Below are 23606 nucleotides of genomic sequence, written 5' to 3' on the forward strand. Positions count from 1 at the left end.
CCGAACACCGCCACGTTCGGGTGACCCCGTGATCACGTACGTTGCGCTTGCTTTCGGCGCAGCGCTGGTCCTCGCGCTCGGCTGCGCGGTGGCATCGGCGATCTACCGCCGCCCACAACGTGGAGTGTTGCTGTTGGCGGGATTGGTTCCACTGCACGGACTGCTGGTTCTCGTTCCCCTTCCCGGGGTCGTGTCGGGCTGGAAGGAAGGCCTTGTCGTCTTCACCGTTCTGTGTGCGTGGCTACGCCGACCACGACAAGTTCCCGGCTCGCCTGCTCGGGTGTTCGTGCCGTGGTGGCCGGCCGCTGCGGTGTTCGTCGTGTTCGGCAGCCTGTCTGCATTCGCCACGTTCGGAATAGTCGGTCTGTTCGGTATCAAGGTCACCTTCTTCTACGTTCTGCTGGTTGTGGTCATGTGGCTCGCGCCGTTCGACGCCAGGGACCGTGACCACCTCGTCTCGGTTCTGATGGGCATGGGTGTGTTCACGTCTGTCGTTGGCATCGCTCAACTGGTGGCCGGGCCCGCCGCACTGGTATCGCTGGGTTACGAATACGGCACGCAGGTCCGAACATCGGGCGGGCTACTGCGCACGTTCAGCACGTTCAACCTGCCGTTCCCATTCGGGCTGTACGTGATGTTGGCGCTGCTCGTCGGTGGTGCGGTCGCTTTGGCCGATCCGCGCCGTCGGCGAAACCTGTTGTTTCTGTGCGCGTCTCCGATGATGGTGGTCGCGATGTCCAGTTCGATCGTGCGTGGAGCGATTCTCGGACTCGCGGTCGGGGTCATCTACTTGATCGCCGTGCGTTTTCGATACCTTGCCGCGCCGTTTGCTCTGGCAGCACTGGCCGTCGCCGTCACGGTCCCCTTCGTACCCAAGATCACGTCGGTCTTCTTCTCGTCCAGTAGTCTGGGTCAACGCGGTGACGGTTGGGCCAACATCATCGCCAGCATCCTGATTCATCCGTTCGGCACGGGTCTGGGATCGAGTGGGTCTGCAGCAGACCGCATTTCCACCGCCGAGGGTGCCGCGTTCACGCGATCGGGGCTCTCGACGAATTACCAACCCGACAACTACTACGTGAAGGCCCTGCTCGAGCTCGGGCCGATCGGCCTCTGGGCGGTGGTGGCGCTGTTGGTGACGTCGTTGCTGTGGTGCACACGCCTGTCCCGGGCACTACCGGGCAACGACGGTGCGCTGGCCCTCGGCGTCGGAGCTTCGATCGTGGCCGCCATGTTCGCCAGCCTCGTGTCCACATATTTCGAGATCTTTCCGATCGATGTTTATTTCTGGCTCTTGTTAGGAGTGGTGGGATGCGCAGCAGCGCAACACGAATCGTCTTCGGGGCGCTCGCCCTCAGGCCGGGCGGAAGTGGAGTACAGACCTACATTCGCGAGCTCCTGAACGAGCTACCGGATCGTCTACCCGACGCGGATCTCGCCGCGGTGGTGCAGCGCGACGCCGTCGGCGAGCTCCCGCCCTCGGTTCGGGCGATGGAACGGCCTGTCACCAGCGGTGCGGCTCGGGCGGTGCTCGGCGCACTCCCCGTCGGCCGGTGCGATGTCGTACACGGCCTGGACGTCGACCTTCCGTTTGTCACCAAGGCCTTCACAGTCGCCACGGTGCACGATCTTTCGGTCATCGACATGCCGTCGGCCTCCAGTAAATTTCGCGCGCTCGGTGAACAGAGACTGGTGCGGCGAGCTCTGCGCCGTGCCGATCTGCTCATCGCTGTCTCGCAATTCACCGCCGACCGGATCAAGGCCGTCAGCGGCCGCGACGCCACCGTCGTCGGCCTGGCACCCGCAGCGTGGGCAGAAGTCCCCACCGACAGCCGAGTGGACGCTGTTCGGTCCAAGTACGACCTTCCGGACCGTTTCGTCATGCAGGTCGGAACGGTGGAGCCTCGCAAGAACGTTCAGCTGGTGGCCGACGCAGCGGAGAGTCTGGGTATCCCGTGCCTGCTGGCCGGAGCCGGCTCGACCGGTCCCCACGCTCCACGCAATTCCCGCGGGCTCGGGTACGTCGATGTCGAGGACCTGCCTGCCCTCTATGCAGCTGCGACCGTCACCGCGTACGCCTCTCGGTACGAGGGCTACGGGCTCCCACCGGTCGAGGCCATGGCCTCGGGCGGCGCGGTCGTCGCCAGTGCAGTCGGTGCCCTCCCCGACGTCGTCGGCGACGGTGCCGTGCTCGTCGCATCGGAGAACGTGGACGACTGGGTAGACGCGATGAAACCCATCGCTTTCGACGCGGATGCACGCGCAGCCCTCGTCGGCGCGGCAGCCGACGCCTCTCGCGAGATCAGTTGGCGTCGAACGGCTGAGCTCACTGCCGACGCGTATCGAGCCGCGGGCGTGGTCTGATGTCGGACGAGCTCGCGCTCGACGGCACCGAGCAGCCCCCGGACTACCGCGCGATCGCAGCGGATCCGAAGGCCGCAGCCAAGGCGACAATCGCCGTTCTGATCAGCAGAGTGATCATCGCGGCACTGGGCTGGGTCGGCAGTGTCGTCGTCGCGAGGTCCCTCGGAGCGGACGACTGGGGTCAGTTCAGTTTCGTCTTCGCACTGCTGGGCCTGATGTCCGTCGTCACCGACCTGGGAGTCGGACGCGTCGTGCTGGCGAAATTGATGGACGACGATCCCGAGGAAATCGGTCGAACCGCGTCGTCGTTTCTGGCCCTGCGTACTGCCCTCGGACTCGTGGGTTACGTACTCGCCGTGGCATACGTTCTCCTGCTGCAGTATCCGAGCGAGGTGGTCCTCGCGACGGTGCTGGGTGGACTGGTGGTCGTGTTCGCCACACCGGGCCACGCCTTGAGCGTCCTCTTCCAGAGTCGTCACCGGCTGATCCTGGTGGCGGTGGCCGAAAGTGCCGGTCAGGCAATCCAGTTGGCCTTGACCGTGTTGGCGGCCGTGCTCGCTCCCACCCTGCTGATCTTCGTACTGCCGGCTGTGGTCAACGAAGTGTTCAAACTGATCACCAAGGGGTTCGGCATAGGCAACCGTTCCATGGGGTTGCGACCGTCGAGGCGCATCGAGGTGCGCCGCTGGGGTCCGTACCTGAGGGAGGCCGTGCCCCTCGCCATAGGCTTCGCCCTCACCATTGCCATGCTCAAGATCGACATGCTGATGCTCAGCCTCCTCGACACGTTCGAGGCCGTCGGTCTGTACTCGATCGGCTACAAATTCTCCGACATGATCGACACCTTCGTATTGGCGGCAGTGGCACCGATCAGCACCCTGCTCGTGGCGTCGTGGCCTCACGACACCACTGCATTTCGAGCGCGCACCCGCTCGGCCGCACTGCTGTTCGCAGTCTTCGGTGCGATGGCCGTGGCGGCATTCGTACCGTCGGCCGAGCCGTTGATCGGCCTCCTGTACGGCGACAGATTTGTGGACGGAGCACACGCGGCCCGGCTGCTCGTCATCGGCGCGGCACTGATGTCGTTGGTGATGCTGGGCATCTTTCTCCTGGCCTCGGCCGGGATGCAGCGTCACTACCCCGTGGTTGCGTTGGTCGGCCTGGCCCTGAACATCGGATTGAACGTCGTGCTGATCCCACGGATGTCGTACGACGGAGCTGCCATCTCCACGGTCGCGACGATCGGAACCACCCTCGTCCTGCTTTGGATCGTGATAGCGCGAAGCATGCCCATCTCCAGACTACTTCCGGTGCAGTCCCTTTCAGTTGTCGTCGTGATCACCGCGGCCGCCACCGTCGGCGGCTGGTTCCTGGTACAGCACTACCCCGGCCTGTGGCTGCTCGTGTCCGTCGGCGCGGCATTACTGGTCGCGACCTCGCTCGCAGCGTTCGTTGCCATCGGACTCGTCGAGTCACCGATGCCGGGATCAGCCGAGAAAGGACGACACCGTGCGCACGTGCAGTGAGAAGCGGACACACAACAGACGAATCTCCCGATTCCGGCGGCAGCATCCGGAGTCGAAGTTCGGTTTCGCAATCTTTTCCGACCACCACCCCCGCTATTCCAATGTTGTTGAGATGCAGTTTCATTCGCAGTCGGCACGGCTACGCGGACTGTGTCCACACCCAGCTATCATCGAGTCTGTCGGCTCCACGAACCACCGAAGCGGTCCATCCGCTCGCATCGAAGACGGAAGGGTACGCGGTTGATGTCCGTCCACGATGCCGTACACCGGGGCGACGTGCCCCCACCGATCGACCTCGCAGGACACATGCGTGAGCTAGGCCGGGCATTGCTGCCCGCCGTGATCATTGCAGTGTTGGTCGGCGCAGGCATGTTCTACCTCAGGAGCGAACTCACCGACAAGCAGTACGCCGCGTCGATCGTCGCGGAGATCGAACCTGCCCAAACGCTCGTTCCCGGTGACGCGTTCATCGAGCAGATGCGCGCACCGTTCATCGAATTGGCCACCGACCGCGGCGTTCTCGATCAGGTCCTGGAACAGGTCGACGCCGATATGGACGCATCGCAACTGGCCTCGAGCGTCGAACTGTCTCCTGGCACCTCACCCGCGCTGCTGACAGTGACCGTGACGACCCGATCTCCCGAACTCGCCGCGGAACTGGCCGAGGCGATGGTGTCGACGATGGCAAGTACGTCCTCGGCCAACGCGATCCGCGACTCGCAGGAACGAACGGCCGAGGGACAGTCCACCGTCGACGCGCAACAGGCTCGGGTGGACGCCCTGCCTGCCGACGATCCGAGTCGACCTGCGGCACTGTCCGAACTGGCCCAACTACGCACCCAGCAGAGCGAACTCGAAGCAGCTGCCAGCGGAGATCGACTGGTCGTGTTGTCGAAACCAGAGCAGAGCACAACTCCGGTCTCACCGAAACCGGTCTCGGAGGCACTCGTCGCAGCTCTGGCTGCACTCATCGTCGCGGCCGAACTGATCGTGTTGCTTCGAGGAAGACTCGGCCGCAAGCCCTCTCGCTCCTGGGCTCGTCGGGTGTCCCGAAAATACGGTGCACACTTCGACCCGGCAACCGGCGACACGGTACCGCCCGTCGTGGCTTCCCGAATCGCTGCCCTCGAGCGTGGCGACCGACCGGCATCGAGAAGTGCGCGACACGCAGCCCCGAAGGGCGACAGCGTGATTCTCGTCCTGGTCGGCGAAGGTGCAGTCTTCGAGTCGACGCACGGCGACGGACCGACCACCGGCCACCATCGAGCCACCGCCGAAGTCGGCCTGTCGGAGCAGTGGTGGCAGTACACCGACGTCGGTGACGTCGAGACCGTCGTTGTGCTGGTGTCGAAGCGTGGACGGGACAAGAAGGCAGCAACTGCGGCGCTGCGACGGCTCGACGACTTCGACATTCCCGTACACCTGGTACTGCAGAACAAGAATTCGACCCGACGAGCAGAACAGACCGCGCAGACGATCGCGCCGGAAGGTCAACGCCATGCCAGCTGACAGAATTGCCGTCGTACACGAAAGATTCACCGAGATCGCCGGATCCGAGCACGTCATCGAACAATTGGCGTTGCATTGGCCCGCGGCCGAAGTGTTCGCGCCCATCTCCCGGCCGTCCGGGGTTCCCTCGGGAATCAGCCGCGAGCCGCACACGTCCGCCCTCAATCGGGTGTACAACGCATTGGGCCAACGGTCGTACGCACCCGTTCTTCCGATGATGCCGTTGGCCTTTCGGCGGATGCCACTGCGCGGTTACGACGCCGTCGTGGTGAGCCACCATGCCTTCGCGACTCAGGCCGTGTTCGCCACCGACTCCCCCGTGATCGCCTACGTGCACAGTCCCGCACGATGGGCCTGGGACCCCGAACTTCGCGCAGGTGAAGGCGGCGGCAGAGCCGGAGCTGCGATACTGACGGCACTGTCGGCCGTTGCCCGTCGATGCGAGATCGCCGCCGCACCGAAACTGACGACCGTGGTGGCCAATTCGACAGCGGTCGCTCGGCGCATCGATGACTGGTGGGGCCGAGACGACGCCGTGGTGGTCCATCCTCCGGTCGACACCGAGGGTTTCACGCCGGATCCGTCGATCGAGCGTGAGAACTTCTTCCTGCTTGCCGGCCGCCTGGTCCCCTACAAGCGTCCTGACATCGCGGTTCGCGCCGCCGCCGAGGCCGACGTTCCCCTCGTGGTGGCGGGAGACGGCCGTGCAATGAACGCCTGCCGGGAACTGGCCGGACCCAAAACGACCTTCTTAGGGCGGGTTTCGCACGAGAAGCTTCTCGAACTGCACCGCACGACGCGCGCCCTGCTGATGCCCGGAGTGGAGGATTTCGGCATAGTCCCGGTCGAGTCCATGGCCACCGGAACACCGGTCATCGCACTGGGAGACGGCGGGGCCGTGGACTCGGTGATTCCCGGTGAGACCGGCTTGCATGTACGGCCGGGCTCCGACGAGGCCGTCATCGCCGGGTTCGCCGAGGCCATGCGCTCGTTCGACCCGGCCGACTATGATCGCGCCGCCATTCGTAGATGGGCGGAAGGCTTCTCACGGGCCAACTTCCGCAGTCGAATGCAGGAGGTCGTCGATGCCGTCCGCTGAGCGTAGTTATCGCTCGACTGCACTGGATCGCGTCTTTGCCGACACCCGGATAGTCACCGCGGTCGGGCCCGTCCGCGGTCTCGACATCGAGCGGACGCGTCGAACGCTCACCGCCGCCGAACACGTCGACGCGGAGCCGCACATCGCGCTGGAACCACGCTCCGATGCTCGACGGTGGCGCTACCGCAGCAACATCGCCGGCGACAATGTCACCACGAGCAGTGGCGGCACCGAAGACCTGGGGCAGATGCTCACCGACATTCGGTCGCGACAAGGTGCTCGCGGTCCACTCGAGGTGGTCGTGTTCGACGATCACCTCGCCATCGACTATTCGCACGGAATCGGGGACGGCCAGATCGGCGTCCTGATGTTGGCGGCATTCTGCGACGATGCCGACGGATCACTGGTTCCCGGCCTCGCCGCAGGCTTGCCACCGAGCACGACCTGGAAAGCTCTGTGGCGGCACTACTCTCGGCATCCGAAGACGCTGGCGGACTTCTGGTCCCTGCGTGCTCGACACCGGCGCGCAGCGGACGGCGGGTCCGGTCCCCGTCGTCGGATCGAGAACTGGGAAGCCGGAAAGGTCAGCCGGGCCGGGTACATGAGCAAAGCCGACGTGGACGAGCTGAAGAACTGGACTGCGGAGAACCTGCCCGGAGCGACCGCTGCGTCGATCTCGATTGCCCTGTGGAGCGCGGCGCTACGAGCAGAATCCGTCGACGTCGACGATCACATCATGGTGTTGTTCAACAGCCGCCGCTATCTCGATCCGGCCCAGCAGGGCGCGCACGGGAATTTTGCCGTCGGTATCCCCCTGCATCTTCCTGCCGACACGACGCCCGTCCGAATCACCGCATCGATGCGCGAGGTGATCGAATCCGGCTGGCCCATCGCGGTACTGGGCATGTCGCATCTCCGCGATGTGGCGTCACGCATTCGGCCGTCTGCACCGTCGCAGGACAAGAATTCGGTCGTCGAGGTACCCGAGACCTTGCGGTTGGCCGTGAGCGACCTCGGGAAAGTGCGGGTGTTCGACCACCTCGACTGGGCCGACGACGGCAGGCCCCCGCAGATGGCCGCGTCGCTCGAACCGGACGGTCCGGACGGCTGCACGATGCTCATCGCCGAAATCGCCGGTGGCCGAACCTATACGGCCTCGTTCTGCAGCAAGATGGTCGATGTGGCCGTCATGGATGCAGCGCTACGCAGAATGTGTGAAGACCCAGTGGCACTGCTCCGCGATGCGTACTGATCCGCCAGAACCACCTTCGCCGCACAGACGGGCCGATACATGACCGACGAATCGACAGTTCTCTTCCTCGCGCACACCGGCCAGGTGTCCGGTGCCGAGAAGGTGCTGCTGGATTTGATCGACGAGGCCACGCGCCGCGGCCATGCCACCGTGATCGCCTGCCCCGCAGGCCCATTGGCAGACCGTCTACCCGACACGACGCGGCACATCCGCATCGACGAGCTCGGACTGGGTGGGCAACGAGGTGCCGAGCGCGGTATCGCGGCGATCAGGATGGTCGCACGATGGGTCGGGGCGGCGCGCGCCGTGCGCACGATCGCCCGCGCACCGGGCACCGCCACGGTCGTCAACTCGCTGTTCGCGCTTCCGGTGGCGCGGTTTGCGCGGCCCGCTCGCGGGGCGTCGTGGCTCGTCCACGACACGATGACCTCCCTGAAGCAGCGCGTGGTGGTCCGGTTCGCCCGGCCGGCCGTTCGCGTTGCGGTATCGGTGTCCGAGGCCACCGCAGAACCTCTGCGTAAGGCCGGCCTCCCCGTGGTGGTGTCACACAACGGCGTGCCGTGGCCGGTCCCGCGGTTCGGCGGTGCGCTGCACTCTCCGCCGGTGGTCGGGATGCTGGCGTTGTTGACGCCGTGGAAAGGGCACCGTGTGCTGCTCGACGCCGTCGCCATGCTCCCCGACGTCCGACTCGAATTGGCCGGGGGAAGCTTCCCCGGTGATCGCGAATACGTCGACGAACTCCGCGCGCGCGCCGCGGAACCGGATCTTGCCGGACGTGTCGAGTTCCTCGGGCACACCGATGCCGAGTCCGCTCTTCGCAGGTGGGATGTCGTCGTGTCGGCCAGCACTTCTCCCGAGGCAGGTCCGTTGTCGGTCTTGGAAGCGATGTCGCACGGATTGCCGGTGATCGGAACCGATCACGGTGGCACGCACGAATTCCTCGCCGACGGTGCTGGAATTCTGGTCGAGCCCGGCAACTCCGATGCTCTCGCTGCCGCCGTCTCGGCGGTGGTCGACGACGCCGATCGACGGCGGCTGCTCGGTGAGGCCGCCCGCTATCGGGTGGCCAGCCGGCACGACATCAGCGAGACACTGCCGGAGCTGTTACACCAATTGACCAGCTGATCGTGCCGCGCCGTCGGCCGGAACTCGGTGAAAGCCGAACGTCGAGCCGTGCGACTGTGTTTCAATCGACTCCCGATTGGAACGAGGGGGCACTGTGACTCGCGCACTGACGAGGTCCAACGAGCACTACCAATGGGGCATGGGCGTGATGACGTCGCTCGCTGTCACGACCCTCGTCAAGCGGATCGTGTCCGCCGCCGCCCTGGCCATGGCCGTCGTGGTCACCCTCGAGCTGGCGTTCGGGTACGGCGCGACCACCCCTATCCCCGCGATCGTGCAATGGACGTGCATGATCGCCGCGTACGTCATGGGCGCGTTCTGGTGGTTCGGACCGTGGCCGACGCTCGGGCAAGCCTTCGCCTTCGTCGTCATCGCCGATCTGTCGATCTTCGGAGCCACCATCACCGCGAATTTCGCGCCCGAAGTCACCCTCGGCAAATGCACCTTCCTCATCCCGATGGGAATGTTGGCCGGGTTCTTCTTCGACAAATGGCGACTCGCTGCGCACATCGCCCTGTGCTTGTTGGGAACGTCGATCGTCGCGGTGTACATAGTGCTGGAACGGGATGTGGACACCTTCGTGGCGGTGGTGCTGTGGGCCCCGATCGTGGTGACGCTGACCGGCTTCGTGCTGATGCTCCAGCTCACGACACAGTCGATACGAACCGAATTCGAGTAGTAGCCCGTCAGAACGTCAACAGGACTTTGCTCGACCGGGATGCATCGGCTGCGAGTGCGAACGCGTCGAGGGCGTCCCTCACCGGATACTCCGCAGTGACGACCGGTGCCACATCGAGTGAACCGTCGGCCAGAGCTTGGATCACGTCGTCCATCTCGGTGTTGAACCGGAACGAGCCGATCAGGTCGATCTCCCGGGTGATCGCCAATGACAGCGGCACCGGCTGAGGCCCCGCCGCAGGTAACCCGACCATGACGACACGACCGCCGCGAGCCGTGCCGTTAATTGCAGACGCCAGACCATGATGGTTGCCCGAGCACTCGAACGTCACATCGGCCTCGACCGCCGCGACTTCCGCCCCGTCTCGGGCGTCGACTGTTCGATGCGCTCCGAGTCGACGCGTCACTTCCAGGGCGTAGTCCTCGAGGTCGACCGCGACGATCCGCGCTGCACCGGCTCGACGAGCGACCGCCACGATGAGGGCACCGATCGGACCTGTCCCGACGACGAGAACCGTCTTGCCGGACACCGTCCCGGCGCGCTCGACGGCATGCCACGCGACGCTCGCCGGCTCGGCCAACGCAGCAATTCTCAGATCCAGACCGTCGGGCAACACTCTGAGCATTCGGGTCGGGACGGCAACATGACCGATGAACAGTCCGTCGTCGTGCGGTACCTGCGCGGCGCTTCCCATGTAGCGGCATCCGGGAGACAGGTTCGGACGATCGACCGGATACTTCGCTCCGGTGGCGGCGGGAGTCGCCGGATGGACGGTGACCGGGGTGCCTTCACCGGGGCCACTGCCGTCTGCTGCGCGCCGAACCACGGTGCCCGACGCCTCGTGTCCCAATCGCATCGGCGCCTTCAGTACCGATTGCCCTGCCGCCCCGTGCTTCCAGTAGTGCAGATCGGATCCGCAGATTCCGCCGTAGGCAATTGCGACGATGGCCTCGTCCGGCGAGGGGTCGGCCACCGCCACTGTTTCGACGCGGATGTCATCGGTGCCGTACGCGATCAGGGCGACCGTTCTGTCGGGCACCGGATTCGGTTCGGTGGTCATCGTGTCGTCCGTTCCGTTCGAGGTGGGCAGGTCAGACCCGGTCGAGCACCGGATCGGTTGCGTTGGCCGGATCGGTCAGATCGCGATCCCGAGTTTCCGGTGCGAAGGTTGCGGCGACGAGCACCGAGACGGCCATGATCATCATGTAGACCGCGACCGGCACCCAGGATCCGGAGAACGCGGTGATCAGTGCCGCACACAGCAACGGAGCGATTCCGCCGCCGAAGACGGACGCGAACTCGCGACCGAGAGTGACTCCGGCGTACCGGTATCGAGCCCCGAAGATCTCCGGAAAGTAGCTCATCGTGACACCGACGGCCCCCTGGCACGCCAGGATGAATCCGATGATCATCACCAGGGTGATCAGTACGTGCGAACCGGTGCTGAGAGCCATGAACGTGGGAACCGGAAGAACAACGAGCAGGCTGACGATACCGATGTACACAGGCTTACGACCCACCTTGTCCGATAGCCATCCGAAGCCCCAGGCCGCGATGCCGCCGCAGATTGCGCCGATGAGCAGAACCTTGGGTATGAACGTGGGATCGACGCCGATGTCGTTCTTCATGTAGGAGGCCATGAACACCTGGTACGTGTAGGACTGAGCGCTGATGCCGACGGTCATGAACATGACGATGAACAGCGGTCGCTTGCCGTTGGTGAACACTTCCTTCACCGGTGCCTTGGGCCGCTCCTGTGCTGCCTTCAGTTCCTGGAACACCGGTGACTCGTTGAGCTTGCGCCTGATGATGAACGCGGCCACGGTGACCAGGATGCTGCTCAGAAACACCATCCGCCAGCCCCAGGACATGAGCTGATCGTCGGGGAGCAACTGGGCGAGGATCCAGGCGATGGCTCCGAGAGCGGTGCCGAGCGCCGCGCCGGTCATGACAAGAGCGGCCAATCTGCCACGCTTTCCGATCGCGGCCGTTTCCGTCAGAAGCGTTGCGCCACCTGATTGTTCGGCACCAGCGCCGAAGCCCTGGAAGAACCGGCACAGGACCAGCAACACCGGTGCCAAAAGTCCCACCTGCTCGAACGTCGGCAGCAGACCGATCGCCATGGTCGCGCCGCCCATCAGCATCAGCGTGGCGACCAGAACCCACTTGCGCCCGAGCCGGTCACCGTAGCGTGAGAAGAACAGTCCACCCAGTGGCCGGGCGAGAAATCCGACGGCGTACGCGCTGAAGCTGGCGATGATGCCGGCCGCCGGGGAGATGTTGGGAAAGAACAACTTGTTGAAGATCAGCGCGGACGCTGTGCCGTAGATGACGAAGTCGTACTGTTCGAGTGTGGTTCCGATGAGACCGGCCCACGCTGCGCGTCGTACGGCGGACGGATCATGTTGGGCCGGAGCTATTCTGGGAGAATCTGCCGGTTCTGTGGTCGTGTCCATGGTTGTCCTCGGGTGAGTTTCGGCTTCGGCCGAACGAAGGAAGGAGAATGGGTCAGTCGAGTGCGGTCGGAGATGCCGTGACGACGGGGCGGAGCGAAGAACTCGCCGCTTCGACGGCTGCGGCCATCGGACCGTGACGAACAACAGTATCCATGAATTCCGCTGTGCGTGTGATGAATTCAGGAAACTGCGCCAACTCGATGGGGAGTATGTCGCCGCGTTCGAGAACCGAGCGGACGAAATCCTCACTGGACGCTGCCGAAGCGGCAAGTCCTGCCAAACGCGCACGTGCAGGGTCGGCCATCGCATGTGCATGCGGGCCCGGGTCGAAACCGTCGGGCGGGCACACGCAGCAGAGATAGGCGGCGATGGTCAGGGAAAGGTGTTGCGGTACAACACCGTTTCGTAGGTGGTGGAGCGCTGGGTCCGGGATCCTCTGCGCGAGCTTCGCCGAGCCGTCCGAACCGACCTGCGCGGTCTTGTGCCCCAGAGCGGAGTTGGACCACCGCACGAACAGCTGGGCGATGTAGTCGTCGATATCCACCCCGTCCGGAACGGGCACGGTCGGGAGGTATTCGTCGACCAACACCGCTCGAGCTGCGGCCTCCACGAACGGGCGACCGATCGAGTCCGGAATTATCGCGCGACCGTCGAGTGCGCCGAGATAGGCAATGAGAGAGTGGGTTCCGTTCAGCAGTCGAACCTTCATCAGTTCGTACGGTTCGACATCCTCGGTGAACACGGCACCACCGGCTTCCCAGCGGGGACGTCCTGCGGCGAACTCGTCCTCCATCACCCACATCGTGAACGGCTCCGCCGGCACCGCAATGGTGTCCACAGCGCCCAGCTCGGCGGTGGACTCGGCGTCGTACAACGCACTGCTGGACGGAACGATGCGATCGACCATGGAGTTGGGGAACGTCACTGCCGCGGCCAGCCACTCGAGCACATCGTCCGCACCGCAACGGTCCAAGAACTGACGCACGAGTGCAGCGGTGCGATCACCGTTCCCCAGCAGGTTGTCACAGCTGGCCACGGTGATCGGAGCCCCGTGCGTTCGCGCCCGCATCGCCAGAGCCCTCGCGAGCTGCCCCACTGTGGTCGTCGGCGTTTCCGGCCGCTGCAAGTCCTGTTGCACTGCAGTCGATTCGAGGTCGAGAGAGCCCGTCCGGGACGACAGCGTGTAGCCCAACTCGGTGACGGTGATCGTCACGATTCGGACGTCCTCGTCCGCAATGGCCCGTACGACGGCGGCGGGGTCGTCGGCGGCGACCATGGCTCCCGTGTGTGCTCCGGGGACGCTCACCTTCGATCCCGACGGCGAGATCTCGACGACGCCGTAGAGCAGTTCCTGAGCGAGCATGGCGTCGACAATCGTGCGAGATCTGTTCGCTACGCCCAGAATCCCCCACGAACCGCCGTCCTGCGCCAGTGCCGCAGCGGTGTACACGGCCTGATGCGCGCGATGGAAGTTGCCCAGCCCCAGATGGACGATCCCGGTGCCGTCCGGTCGTGCCGGGACGACGCCCGAGCGAGCGAGTGCCGAACGAGTCAGTCTGGATTCGCTCATCTCGTCACCAGTCCGTCATCGAGCCGTCGAGGCGGCGAGCGACCGGGAGATACGCGGGCTCGTACGGGTACCGCGCGGCCAACGACTCGTCCATGTCGACGCCCAGGCCGGGGGCGTCACCGGGGGTCAGGTAGCCGTCCGCGAACGACCATGCGTGCGGGAACACCTCGTCGACCAGTGGGTCGTAGCCCATGAACTCCTGAATGCCGAAATTCGGGGTGGCCATTCCGAGGTGCACGCTCGCGGCGAGGGTGATCGGCGAGACGTCGGAGGGCCCGTGCGGTCCGCAACGAACCTGGTGTACCTCGGCCAGCGAGAAGATCTTTCGGACATGACTGATACCGCCGGCATGGGCGATGGCCACCCGAATGAAATCGATCAGCTTCTCGGAGATCAATTGCTGGCAGTCCCAGATGGTGTTGAACACTTCACCGATCGCGAGCGGGGTCGTGGTGTGGTGACGCACCAGCCGCAGGGCGCTCTGATCCTCGGCGGTGGTGACGTCCTCGAGCCAGTACAGATCGACGTCCTCGAGCGACTTGCCCAGTCGCGCAGCCTGTTGCGGTGTCAGTCGGTGGTGCGCGTCGTGCAGCAACTTGAGCTCGGATCCCACGTGTTCGCGCACCTCTGCGAGCACCCCGGGAACGTGATTGAGGTAGGCATCGGTATCCCAGACCTCCTCGACGGGAACGGCACCACGGCCTGCGGGTTCGTATCCCTGCGCGCCTCGGTGCACTCCGTACACGGACTCCAGGCCGGGAACACCCGATTGGGCCCGCACGGCGCGAAAACCCTGTGCTCGACGTCGATCGACGGAATCGATCAATTCCGACGTGTCCCAGCCGGTGGCGTGGGTGTACGAAAGAATGCGGTCGCGGACGGCTCCACCGAGCAGCTGGTAGACGGGTTGCCCGAGGGATTTGCCCTTGATGTCCCACAAGGCGAGGTCGACGGCACCGATCGCGGCCATCGTCACCGGCCCACGGCGCCAGTAGACACCGCGGTAGAGGTACTGCCAGGTGTCCTCGATGCGTGCGGGATCTCGGCCGATGAGAAGCGGCGCGACATGATCTCGCAGGTACGACGCCACCGCGAGTTCCCTGCCGTTCAAGGTCGCGTCGCCGTAGCCGACGACGCCGTCTGCGGTGGTCACTTTCAGCGTGACGTAATTACGAGTAGGGCTGCAGACGATGACGTCCGCAGCAACGATCTTGTCGGTCACGAGTGCTCTGCTTTCTCCGTGAAGTTCTCTCCGGCAACGACATCGGTCAACGGTTCGCGCGCGGCGAGTCGACCGATGTTGGCGGTGATGTCGTCGACCCGACCCTCGAAGGTTTCGCGTGTGATGCCGGACGAATGGGGTGTCATCAGGATGTTGGGCAGTGTGTGGAACGGATGACGAGAGGGGGAACCGATGCCGTCGGCCGACGGGTAGTCGTACCAGACGTCGATGGCGGCGCTGCCGAGCGATCCGGCGGACAGGGCGTCGAACAGTGCATCCTGCTGCACTAGGGGGCCGCGCCCGACGTTGATCAGCACGCCGTCCGGTCCGAGAGCTGCGAGTTCGGTGTCGCCGATCATGCCGGTGGTGCGCTCGTTCAGTGGTGCGGACACCACGACGACATCTGCTTCGGTCGTCAGGTCGGACAGACGATCGGTCGATGCGGCCCAGGCCAATCCGTTCTCGGCAGCGTTCACCGATCCGCTTCCTGTGACCGCGATGCCCCGGCAACCGAAGGCCCGCAGCAACTGCCACGACTGCGCACCGATATGACCGAAGCCCACGAATCCCACCGTTGCCGAACCCAGCGAAGTCGACTGCCGAAGCGTGCGGTCGTACACCGGTGACGCCCACCGATCCTCCCGCATGAGGCGGTCCTGGCCGAGAAACCCGCGCCGGAGCACGACGGCGGTGGCTACGACGTATTCGGCAATCGAGCGTTCGTGGTGAAAAGTGTTGGCCACCAATGTCCGAGCGCTCAGGTCGTCGAAGGAAACGCCGTCCGTGCCTGCCCCCGCAACGTGCACCAGCTGCAGATCGGGTGCCGCCTCCGCCAGAACGGCCGGGAACTTTCCGCCGACATACACGGTCGCATCGGCGATGTCCGCGACGAGTGCATCGACGTCGAACTTCTCGTGCCACGACAGCTCGATATCGGAAGCGACTCGGCTCTCGAAGCGGCCACGGTGCGGTAGGAGGTTGGAATCTGCAATGACGACCTTCATTTCGAGTCGTCCTTTCCTGGTGCGAGAGTGCGAATCCGAGCGGGCCCCGATGAGCCGCGGACCACGAGTTGGGTAGGGAGATGGATGGTTCTGGGCGACGACTCCGGTTCGGCTGCCCGCTGGAACACCAGATCGGAGGACACCAGACCTGCACGGCCCATAGGAACGTTGATACTCGTCAGAGCGGGATGCGCGAGTTCGGCCAGGGGCGAATCGTCGATGCCGATGACGCTGAGGTCTTCCGGTACCGCCAGGCCCATCGACCGGACCCCGTTCATGACGCCGATGGCCATGGGGTCGTTGTGGGTCATGACGGCGGTCGCACCCGTGGCAACGACGCTGGCAGCCGCAGCATGGCCGCCGGCCAAGGTTTCCTGCTGCCACCCCAGTACATCGAGCACGATTCCTCGTGCCGCACAGAACTGTTCGACGGCGTCGACGCGTCGCTCGTTGGACCACGATTGCGGTGATCCCTGGACGTACGCGAGATGCGTGTGACCGAGAGCTGCCAGGTAATCGACGGCCTGCCGGATACCGTCCTCGGAATCGGCCACGACACAATCGCATTCGCTGGAGGATCGGTTGACCAGCACCAGCGGTGTGTCGCCCGCCAGCTGCACGATGTCCTCGGCCGGTAGTCGTGGAGCACAGACGATCAGAGCGTCGACTCGGCCCTGCAGGTCACCGATCACTTCACGCTCACGGTCTGCGCTTCCGTCGGTGTCGGTGAGGACGATGGTCTGTCTGCGATGCCAGCCCTGTGCTTGCGCGGACTTGACGAAGCTGGCGAAGACGGTGTGGCCGATGTCGGGTACCACGACTGCGACCGTCGTCGCCGAGACGCGGGTGTCGGAGGAGCGCCCCGAGGCCGCGACATAGCCGATCTGGTCGGCGACGGCGATGATCCGAGCCAACGTGTCCGCCCCGATTCGATCCGGGTTGCTGAAGGCGCGCGATGCCGTCGACAGCGACACACCTGCTCGTTGTGCGACCTGCGTGAGCGTGGGTGCCACGGTTCACCTCCTGAGTTCTTTGTGATGCCGAGCACAACGATGACAGAAGTTGCGCAATATTGTCAACGGTTTGCGCAATAGAGGCCCGAGCGTACCGGGTCCGCGGTTTGACACACTCGACTGCGACCACGTCCGCACAGAGGGAGACTCACCTTGCGCACCTTTACGCACCCCCAGACCGGCACAACCGTGTCGAGCATCGTCCTCGGGTTCATGCGCATCCTCGACCTGGACGACGACAGGATTCGCAGGTTGGTCGACACCGCCCTGGACGTGGGAGTGACCGTCTTCGATCACGCCGACATCTACGGCGGCAGACCCCACGGGTGCGAGGAGCGCTTCGGACAAGCGGTGACACTCACTCCGTCGCAGCGTGAGCGCGTCAGCATTCAGAGCAAGGTCGGCATTCGCGACGGCTATTTCGACTTCTCGGAAGACCACATCGTGTCGACCGTCGAGGGTTCGCTCTCGGCTCTCGGCGTCGATCATCTCGACACCCTGCTGCTGCATCGACCGGACAGCCTGGTCGAGCCCGACGAGGTCGCGGCGGCATTCGACACACTGCACACGTCGGGCAAAGTGCTCGGTTTCGGCGTCTCCAATCACACTCCCGGTCAGATCGAATTGCTCGAAACAGCAGTCACACAACCACTTCTGTTCGACCAAGTGCAGTTGAGCGTCGTCCATTCACCGCTGATCGCTGCGGGCCTGACCGCCAACATCGGCGCGCTGGACCAGTCGGTGGATCGTGACAACGGGTTGCTCGACTACGCGAGGGCACGGGGCATCACCGTGCAAGCGTGGTCGCCACTCCAGAGCGGGACCTCGTCGGGTGTGTTCGTCGGAGATCGCGCGAACTACCTGGCCCTCAACGATGCGCTCGACGACATTGCCACCCGATACGACACGACACCGGCTGCGATAGCGGTCGCGTGGATAACACGCCACCCGGCCGACATTCAGGTGGTCCTGGGGACCACCACGCCGGATCGGATAGAGGAGGCCGCTACGGGGTCGGACATCCGCCTGACCAGGGCGGAATGGTACGGCCTGTTCCGCGCAGCGGGTCACACACTGCCCTGATGCCGGGCATCGAACTGCGTTACCTTGCCGTTACCAAGTAGCGACGAATCCGTGATGTTGCAGGCTCGGTTCGGTGATGTTGCGCTGTCAGGATTACGGGACAGCGTGCACCGGAACCTGCAGCCCTCGGGTTCCAGACCGAGCACGCCGGTTCGATAGGCCACCCGAACTGAGAGGTTCGCACCGTGACTGTTTCCGATTTCACCGATGTTCGCTCCACCGCCCCCGCCCGGCGCCACTCGATCGGTATCGAGTCCTACTCCCCCGATCTGACCGTTGTTCGCGCCGTCGGCGAGCTGGACATGAGTGCACGAGCAGATTTGGTGAACGCCCTCGACGGTGCCCTACGGGGCAATGCAGTTGTGCTGCTGGACTTGTCGGCGGTGGACTTCATGTACTCGGGTGCCGCGAGCGTGATCGTCGATGCTGTCGAACGTTCCGACGGACGCGTCGAGGTCTTCGCTCCTACCCGGCCGGCGCGCCGGGTGCTCGATGCGGTGGGTGCGAGCTTCATCGGGGAAGATCCCTCCGCGCGCTGATTCGCAAGGTTTGCGTGCCGGTACAACCGGCAAACCTCGTGTGGACAGCGACTCCAGTCGGTAACGACCGTGAATCGTCTCGAGAACTGGGGCGGCTTTGGTTTTGCCGCAATGGGTCCTTTTCACACGAGGCAAGGATCGACAATGTCCGACCAGTTCACCAAGAGCGACCCCACCACTGCTTTCTCCATGCCCGATCGGGACGACCAGCCCGAGCTCGAGCATCCGGGATTGACTCGCGACATGGTCACCGCACCGGATCACGGCGAGAAGTCGTACCGGGGTTCGGATCGGTTGCACGGCCGAAAAGCGTTGATCACCGGTGGTGATTCCGGGATCGGACGAGCGGTGGCGCTGGCATTCGCGCGAGAAGGTGCCGATGTCGTCATTGCTCATCTCGAATCCGAGGGCCCCGATGCCCAAGCGACCGTCGACCTGATCGAAGCCGCTGGACGGTCGGGCCGAGCGATCGCCTGCGACCTCACCGACGAAACGCAGTGCACCAAGTTGGTCGACACTGCCGTGGAGGTTCTCGGAGGCCTCGACATCGTCGTCAACAACGCCGCGTTCCAGATGGCCCAGATGGGCGGCATCGCCGATATCACCACCGACCAGTTCGACCGTGTGCTCAAGACCAACTTGTATGCCTTGTTCTGGATTTCGAAGCACGCCGCCGCCGTCATGGGTGCGGGCTCCACCATTATCAACACCACCTCGATTCAGGCATCGAATCCGTCGCCGGAGTTGATGGACTACGCCACCACCAAGGCAGGCATCGTCGCATTCACCAAGGGCCTGGCCGGCGACCTCGCCGGCCGTGGCATTCGAGTCAACGCCGTTGCGCCCGGACCTATTTGGACACCCTTGATTCCCGCGACCATGCCTGCCGAGAAGTACGGCGAGTTCGGCGAAACGGTTCCGTTGGGCCGCCCGGGCCAGCCCGCCGAGTTGGCTCCGGCCTACGTCTTCCTGGCCTCGAACGAGTCCAGCTACATCACAGGCGAGACCATTGCGGTCACCGGGGGCACCCCGTTCAACTGATCTCGGTGTCTTCGGACTTCGACGCCCGCCACGCCAACAGAACCCCGTCTCCTTCGGGTCGCCGCCATGGCAGGAAGAGCGCCACAGCGATCGCGCAGGCCATGGCGGCCCCGACGGTGACGAACGACGCGAGCTGAAATCCCTCCAGTGACGCGGCCTTCATCGCATACACGAGCTCCGCCTTCTGTGTCGCGAAGATCGGGTTGGTCGGTGCTTTGACAATTTCGATGACGCTGACGACGGTCTCCCGGGCAAAGGCCTTCTGGTAGGGCTCCATGATTGCGTCGGGAATGGCGTCGACTCGGGGGCCCACTTTCGTGGTGTAGATCGACGCGACGATCGAGCCCAGCACCGCGACGCCGAGAGTTCCACCCACCTCACGGGTGGTGTCGTTCACCGCCGAGCCTGCACCTGCTTCGTCGAGCGTCACCGACGACATGATGGATTCGGTGGCCGGGCCTTGCACGATCGCCAACCCGAGGCCCATCAAGATCATCGAGACGACGACCGGTCCCAGGTACGGCGTTTCGACCTCGACCTGGCCCGCAATGAACATGCCGATGCTCATCACGACGAGTCCGAAGACGATGACGGCTGTCGTTCCTATTCGCTGCGCGATCAGTGTAGCCAGTGGTGCCCCGACCGCGATGGATACCGCGAACGGCAGTGAATGAACGCCGAACTGCAACGGCGTCAACTCCATGACACCCTGAAAATACTGGGTGATCATGAACAGGAAGCCGAACATACTGAAGTACCCCACAGCAATGGCCAAGGCGGGCAGCGAGAATCGTCTGATTCGGAACAGATTCAGGTCCAGTACCGGAGACGGTGTTCGCAACTCCCACCACACGAACGCAGCAAGCGCGACGCATCCGGCGATGTAGCCTCCGATGCTCGCCGGTGACAACCAACCGTTGTGCGGCGCTTCGATGATCGCCCACACCACGACCGTGATGCCCGTCAAGGACAGCACGATTCCGACAGGGTCGTACTTGCCCACATGTTCGGCCCTCGACTCCGGAACGCAGGCCAGTGCGGCCACCAGAACGAGCAGGGCAACCGGAACATTGATCCAGAACACCGAATGCCACGAGAAGTGCTCCAGCAGAAAGCCGCCCGCTGTCGGACCGATGGCGATGGCGAAACCTGCCATCGCCGTCCACGCTGCGATGGCCAGCGCTCGCTCTTTGGCGTCGGTGAAGATATTGATGATGAGAGCCAACGTGGCCGGAAAGACCGCCGCCGCACAGACTCCCATCGCGGCGCGGGCGGCGACGACCTGCCCGAGGTCGGCGGCGACCGCGCCGCCCACCGACATCAGCGCAATGCCCGCCAGGCCGATGATCATCACCTTCTTGCGCCCGTATCGGTCTCCGAGGTGGCCGAAAGCGAGAAGCAATCCCGCGAACGTCAGCGTGTAGGCGTCGACCACCCACTGCAAGCCGCTGATGTCGGCGCGTAGCTGTAGCCCCATCGACGGCAGGGCGACGTTGACGACGGTGTTGTCCAGTACGACGAGCAGCTCCGCTGCGCAGATCACGAGTAGAGCCAGATATCGGCCGCGAAGCTTCGTACCCTCTACGCGGTGTCGAGAAGTGGTGAGTGACGGCATGAGATCCCCTCCGGCTATGACGGATGACATAGTTCCTGAAGGGAAAGTAACTGTAACTCGGCGTTATAGCAATAGTCGCTATCGGTAACTCTGCCCGCCCGCTGCGTCCAGGACCGCGTCGAGCAGAGCCAACAACTCCCCCTCGGTCCGATCCAGCGCGGTGGTCGATCGCTGCGCTTTCGCCACGATCAGCGCACCCTCGATCGCCGATATGGAGAACGTCGCGAGCGCCTGGGCCCGCTCTCTCGTCAACCCGTGCTGCCAGAGCGATGCGGCGATCGTGTCTTCCCACGACGAGAACGACTCCCCGGCCGCGGTGACGGCACCGGGGGAATTCGCCCCCTCGAGTGCGGCAGGAGCAATGGGGCAACCGGACACGAAATCGGTGCTCGCCAGTTCACTGCGAAAGCCCTCGATGATCGCGCGCACCGTCGCCGCCGGCCCGACCTGGGCCAACCCCTCGGAGATCATGGCCCCCATCACCGCGCCGGCCGTTCGCGTGGCCTCCTCGACCAGTTGAGGCTTGCCCCGTGGAAAGTGGTGATAGATCGAGCCTCTCGGCGCACCTGCGTGCTCGATGACGTCGGCCAACGAAGTCGCTTCGACTCCGCGCTGCCGAAACAACTGCGCCGCACTGCGCAGCATGTCCTCACGAGCACTGCTTCGATTCGCCATCCATCACCTTTCCGAACACGATCATTGACGTGACACCGAGTTACATCTACAGTCGCGTGTGACTATGACGGCAATCATATCCCGTCACGCTATCGCTGAACCGGAGTCACGCCATGCCCACCGAGACCGACGTCGTCGAACTGAGCACCCCGCTCCCACTTCCCTGCGGGCAGACCCTTCCGAACCGCGTGATGAAAGCGGCTTTGAGCGAGGGCCTTGGGACTGCCGAGCACGCACCCGATACCCGGCTCGAAACGCTGTACCGCCGTTGGGGCGCGGGTGGCTACGGATTGGTGGTGACCGGCAACGTGATGGTCGACCGATCTCACCTGGGCGAACCCGGCAACGTCGTCATCGAAGACGACCGCGACCACGATGCGCTGGCGCGCTGGGCGAAATCGACCTCCGACGGTGGCGTCCCCATCTGGGTACAACTCAATCACCCTGGCAGGCAGGCCAATCCGATCGTCACCCGTGCCACGCCCGTCGCCCCGTCTGCCATCGCGTCCGGCGTACCCGGGCTACCGACACCGCGTGCGTTGAGCGAGAACGAGATTCGAGACATCATCGACAGGTTCGCCCTGGCCGCGTCGGTAGCGGAGGCGGCCGGCTTCGATGGAGTGCAGCTCCACGGTGCCCACGGATACCTGGTGTCCCAGTTTCTCTCACCACTGTCGAACCGACGCGAGGACGCGTGGGGCGGAGACCTCGACGGCAGGATGCGATTCGTTCTTCACGTCGTGCGCGCCATCAGAGCGGCCGTGTCCCCCGGCTTTGCAGTGGGAATCAAACTGAACTCCGCAGACTTCCAGCGCGGCGGATTCAGCGAAGAGGAATCTCGCATCACCGTCGAGCATCTCGTCGAGGAAGCGATCGATCTGATCGAAATCAGTGGCGGCAGTTACGAATCACCCGCGATGATGGGCACCTCCAGCACTCGCGATCGCGAAGCCTACTTCCTGGAATACGCCCACTCGGTGCGCGACGCAGCCGGGAGCGTTCCACTTGCAGTGACCGGTGGTTTCCGCACCCGCTCGGTGATGAGTGCGGCCGTACGATCGGGAGAGTGCGACGTCGTCGGTCTCGGTCGCCCGACTGCTCTCGCCCCGGCAGTAGCCCGTTCACTGGTCGACGGCTCACTGGATCGGGTCGAGATTCCGCTCGTCGCCCTGCGAGTTCCGTCGAAAGCTGCTGCTTTCAAACAGATCAACGGCGCTCTGGACTTGCAGTGGCACACCGACCAACTGCAGCTCATCGGCGGTGGAGGGCAACCCGATTCGGGACGCCCCGCCTGGCGAACAGCGATAGCAATGGTGCAGCGCAACGGCTGGGACGCGTTTCGTAGTCGACGCGCCGGGGGCACCACGACAGCGTCCGCGGCAGCTGCGAAGTTCCGCCGGGAGCGGTGGATCGGAAAGCACGTCGCCAACCCGCTCGTGAACGGGCTGGCATCCGTCGGAGTCAGAACATCGCTGGTCACCGACATCGAGACCGTGGGCCGTCGATCCGGTCTGCACCGACAGGTACCGGTCTCTGCATCGTTCGACCGGGCGGGAGCGTGGGTGATCTCCCAGCACGGAACCAGGTCCGGTTGGGGAGCCAACATCGGCGACGAGCCGCGTATCAGGATTCGCGTCGGCGATCGCTGGCGAGCGGGCACAGCTACGTTCGTGCCCCAGGACAACGTCAGTGCGCGAGCGCGTTCCTTTTCCGCGAACCCACTGTTCGGGCGGCTCATCGGCGCAGGTTTTCGCGCCCTCCAGACCGACCCGATATCTGTGCGGATCGATTTCACCGATTGACAGGACGATTGTGCTCGACGGTGGATCGTCGC

The 23606-nt window shown here is 64.4% G+C and carries 20 protein-coding genes; 12 read left to right on the forward strand and 8 right to left on the reverse strand.

Annotated elements, in window-relative coordinates:
• Positions 1 to 28 precede the first annotated feature (28 nt).
• From K414_RS0120365 to K414_RS0120400, 8 genes are all read left to right on the forward strand, one after another.
• On the forward strand, positions 29 to 1402 hold the full coding sequence (locus K414_RS0120365) for an O-antigen ligase family protein (protein WP_027497624.1): 1374 nt from the start codon (positions 29 to 31) through the stop codon (positions 1400 to 1402).
• On the forward strand, positions 1312 to 2364 hold the full coding sequence (locus tag K414_RS0120370) for a glycosyltransferase family 1 protein (RefSeq protein ID WP_027497625.1): 1053 nt from the start codon (positions 1312 to 1314) through the stop codon (positions 2362 to 2364). The genes K414_RS0120365 and K414_RS0120370 overlap by 91 nt, the downstream gene beginning before the upstream one ends.
• On the forward strand, positions 2364 to 3890 hold the full coding sequence (locus tag K414_RS0120375) for a flippase (RefSeq protein WP_027497626.1): 1527 nt from the start codon (positions 2364 to 2366) through the stop codon (positions 3888 to 3890). The genes K414_RS0120370 and K414_RS0120375 overlap by 1 nt, the downstream gene beginning before the upstream one ends.
• Positions 3891 to 4133: 243 nt before the next feature.
• Entirely contained in the window at positions 4134 to 5399 is a 1266-nt protein-coding gene (locus K414_RS27485; RefSeq protein WP_237606242.1) for a hypothetical protein, read from the forward strand.
• A complete protein-coding gene (locus K414_RS0120385) occupies positions 5389 to 6498 on the forward strand; it encodes a glycosyltransferase (RefSeq protein WP_027497627.1) in 1110 nt (369 codons plus the stop codon). The genes K414_RS27485 and K414_RS0120385 overlap by 11 nt, the downstream gene beginning before the upstream one ends.
• On the forward strand, positions 6485 to 7750 hold the full coding sequence (locus tag K414_RS0120390) for a hypothetical protein (protein ID WP_051365188.1): 1266 nt from the start codon (positions 6485 to 6487) through the stop codon (positions 7748 to 7750). The genes K414_RS0120385 and K414_RS0120390 overlap by 14 nt, the downstream gene beginning before the upstream one ends.
• A 39-nt stretch (positions 7751 to 7789) precedes the next feature.
• Positions 7790 to 8875 carry a glycosyltransferase family 4 protein gene (locus tag K414_RS0120395; RefSeq protein WP_027497629.1) on the forward strand — a complete coding sequence of 362 codons (1086 nt, stop codon included), beginning with the start codon at positions 7790 to 7792 and terminating at the stop codon, positions 8873 to 8875.
• A gap of 94 nt (positions 8876 to 8969) precedes the next feature.
• A complete protein-coding gene (locus K414_RS0120400; protein ID WP_027497630.1) occupies positions 8970 to 9554 on the forward strand; it encodes a hypothetical protein in 585 nt (194 codons plus the stop codon).
• Positions 9555 to 9561: 7 nt separating this feature from the next.
• Here the strand turns inward: K414_RS0120400 and K414_RS0120405 are convergent, their stop codons facing one another.
• The 6 genes from K414_RS0120405 to K414_RS0120430 are packed head-to-tail and all read right to left on the reverse strand — an operon-like array spanning position 9562 to position 16819.
• Positions 9562 to 10614 carry a zinc-binding dehydrogenase gene (locus tag K414_RS0120405; protein ID WP_037219425.1) on the reverse strand — a complete coding sequence of 351 codons (1053 nt, stop codon included), beginning with the start codon at positions 10612 to 10614 and terminating at the stop codon, positions 9562 to 9564.
• A gap of 31 nt (positions 10615 to 10645) precedes the next feature.
• Positions 10646 to 12010, reverse strand: a complete 1365-nt coding sequence (locus K414_RS0120410) for an MFS transporter (protein WP_027497632.1) — start codon at positions 12008 to 12010, stop codon at positions 10646 to 10648.
• 52 nt (positions 12011 to 12062) lie between these two features.
• A complete protein-coding gene (locus K414_RS0120415) occupies positions 12063 to 13580 on the reverse strand; it encodes a mannitol dehydrogenase family protein (protein ID WP_027497633.1) in 1518 nt (505 codons plus the stop codon).
• A gap of 4 nt (positions 13581 to 13584) precedes the next feature.
• On the reverse strand, positions 13585 to 14802 hold the full coding sequence (gene manD / locus K414_RS0120420; protein WP_027497634.1) for a D-mannonate dehydratase ManD: 1218 nt from the start codon (positions 14800 to 14802) through the stop codon (positions 13585 to 13587).
• Positions 14799 to 15806 carry a 2-hydroxyacid dehydrogenase gene (locus K414_RS27490; protein ID WP_051365189.1) on the reverse strand — a complete coding sequence of 336 codons (1008 nt, stop codon included), beginning with the start codon at positions 15804 to 15806 and terminating at the stop codon, positions 14799 to 14801. Before K414_RS27490 ends, manD begins: the two co-directional genes overlap by 4 nt.
• Positions 15803 to 16819, reverse strand: coding sequence for a LacI family DNA-binding transcriptional regulator (locus K414_RS0120430; RefSeq protein WP_027497635.1), 1017 nt, complete (start codon positions 16817 to 16819; stop codon positions 15803 to 15805). Before K414_RS0120430 ends, K414_RS27490 begins: the two co-directional genes overlap by 4 nt.
• Positions 16820 to 16972: 153 nt before the next feature.
• Between K414_RS0120430 and K414_RS0120435 the strand changes: the two genes are divergently transcribed.
• From K414_RS0120435 to K414_RS0120445, 3 genes are all read left to right on the forward strand, one after another.
• The gene (locus K414_RS0120435) at positions 16973 to 17902 is read left to right on the forward strand and encodes an aldo/keto reductase (RefSeq protein ID WP_027497636.1); all 930 of its coding nucleotides are present in this window, start codon (positions 16973 to 16975) and stop codon (positions 17900 to 17902) included.
• Between the two features lie 185 nt (positions 17903 to 18087).
• Positions 18088 to 18441, forward strand: coding sequence for an STAS domain-containing protein (locus K414_RS0120440; protein ID WP_027497637.1), 354 nt, complete (start codon positions 18088 to 18090; stop codon positions 18439 to 18441).
• A gap of 144 nt (positions 18442 to 18585) precedes the next feature.
• On the forward strand, positions 18586 to 19482 hold the full coding sequence (locus tag K414_RS0120445) for a glucose 1-dehydrogenase (protein WP_027497638.1): 897 nt from the start codon (positions 18586 to 18588) through the stop codon (positions 19480 to 19482).
• Here K414_RS0120445 and K414_RS0120450 read toward each other — a convergent pair.
• Positions 19475 to 21097 (reverse strand): MFS transporter, encoded by a 1623-nt coding sequence (locus tag K414_RS0120450; protein WP_027497639.1) that lies wholly within the window; start codon positions 21095 to 21097, stop codon positions 19475 to 19477. The two genes, K414_RS0120445 and K414_RS0120450, sit on opposite strands and share 8 nt — an antisense overlap.
• A gap of 78 nt (positions 21098 to 21175) precedes the next feature.
• Positions 21176 to 21772 (reverse strand): TetR/AcrR family transcriptional regulator, encoded by a 597-nt coding sequence (locus tag K414_RS0120455; RefSeq protein ID WP_027497640.1) that lies wholly within the window; start codon positions 21770 to 21772, stop codon positions 21176 to 21178.
• A gap of 113 nt (positions 21773 to 21885) precedes the next feature.
• On the opposite strand from K414_RS0120455, the gene K414_RS0120460 reads away from it, so the two are divergent.
• Positions 21886 to 23574 carry a nitroreductase family deazaflavin-dependent oxidoreductase gene (locus K414_RS0120460; RefSeq protein ID WP_027497641.1) on the forward strand — a complete coding sequence of 563 codons (1689 nt, stop codon included), beginning with the start codon at positions 21886 to 21888 and terminating at the stop codon, positions 23572 to 23574.
• The last annotated feature ends 32 nt before the right edge of the window (positions 23575 to 23606 follow it).

The organism is Rhodococcus sp. JG-3 (assembly GCF_000482405.1).
GTDB classification, from domain to species: Bacteria; Actinomycetota; Actinomycetes; order Mycobacteriales; family Mycobacteriaceae; genus Rhodococcoides; species Rhodococcoides fascians.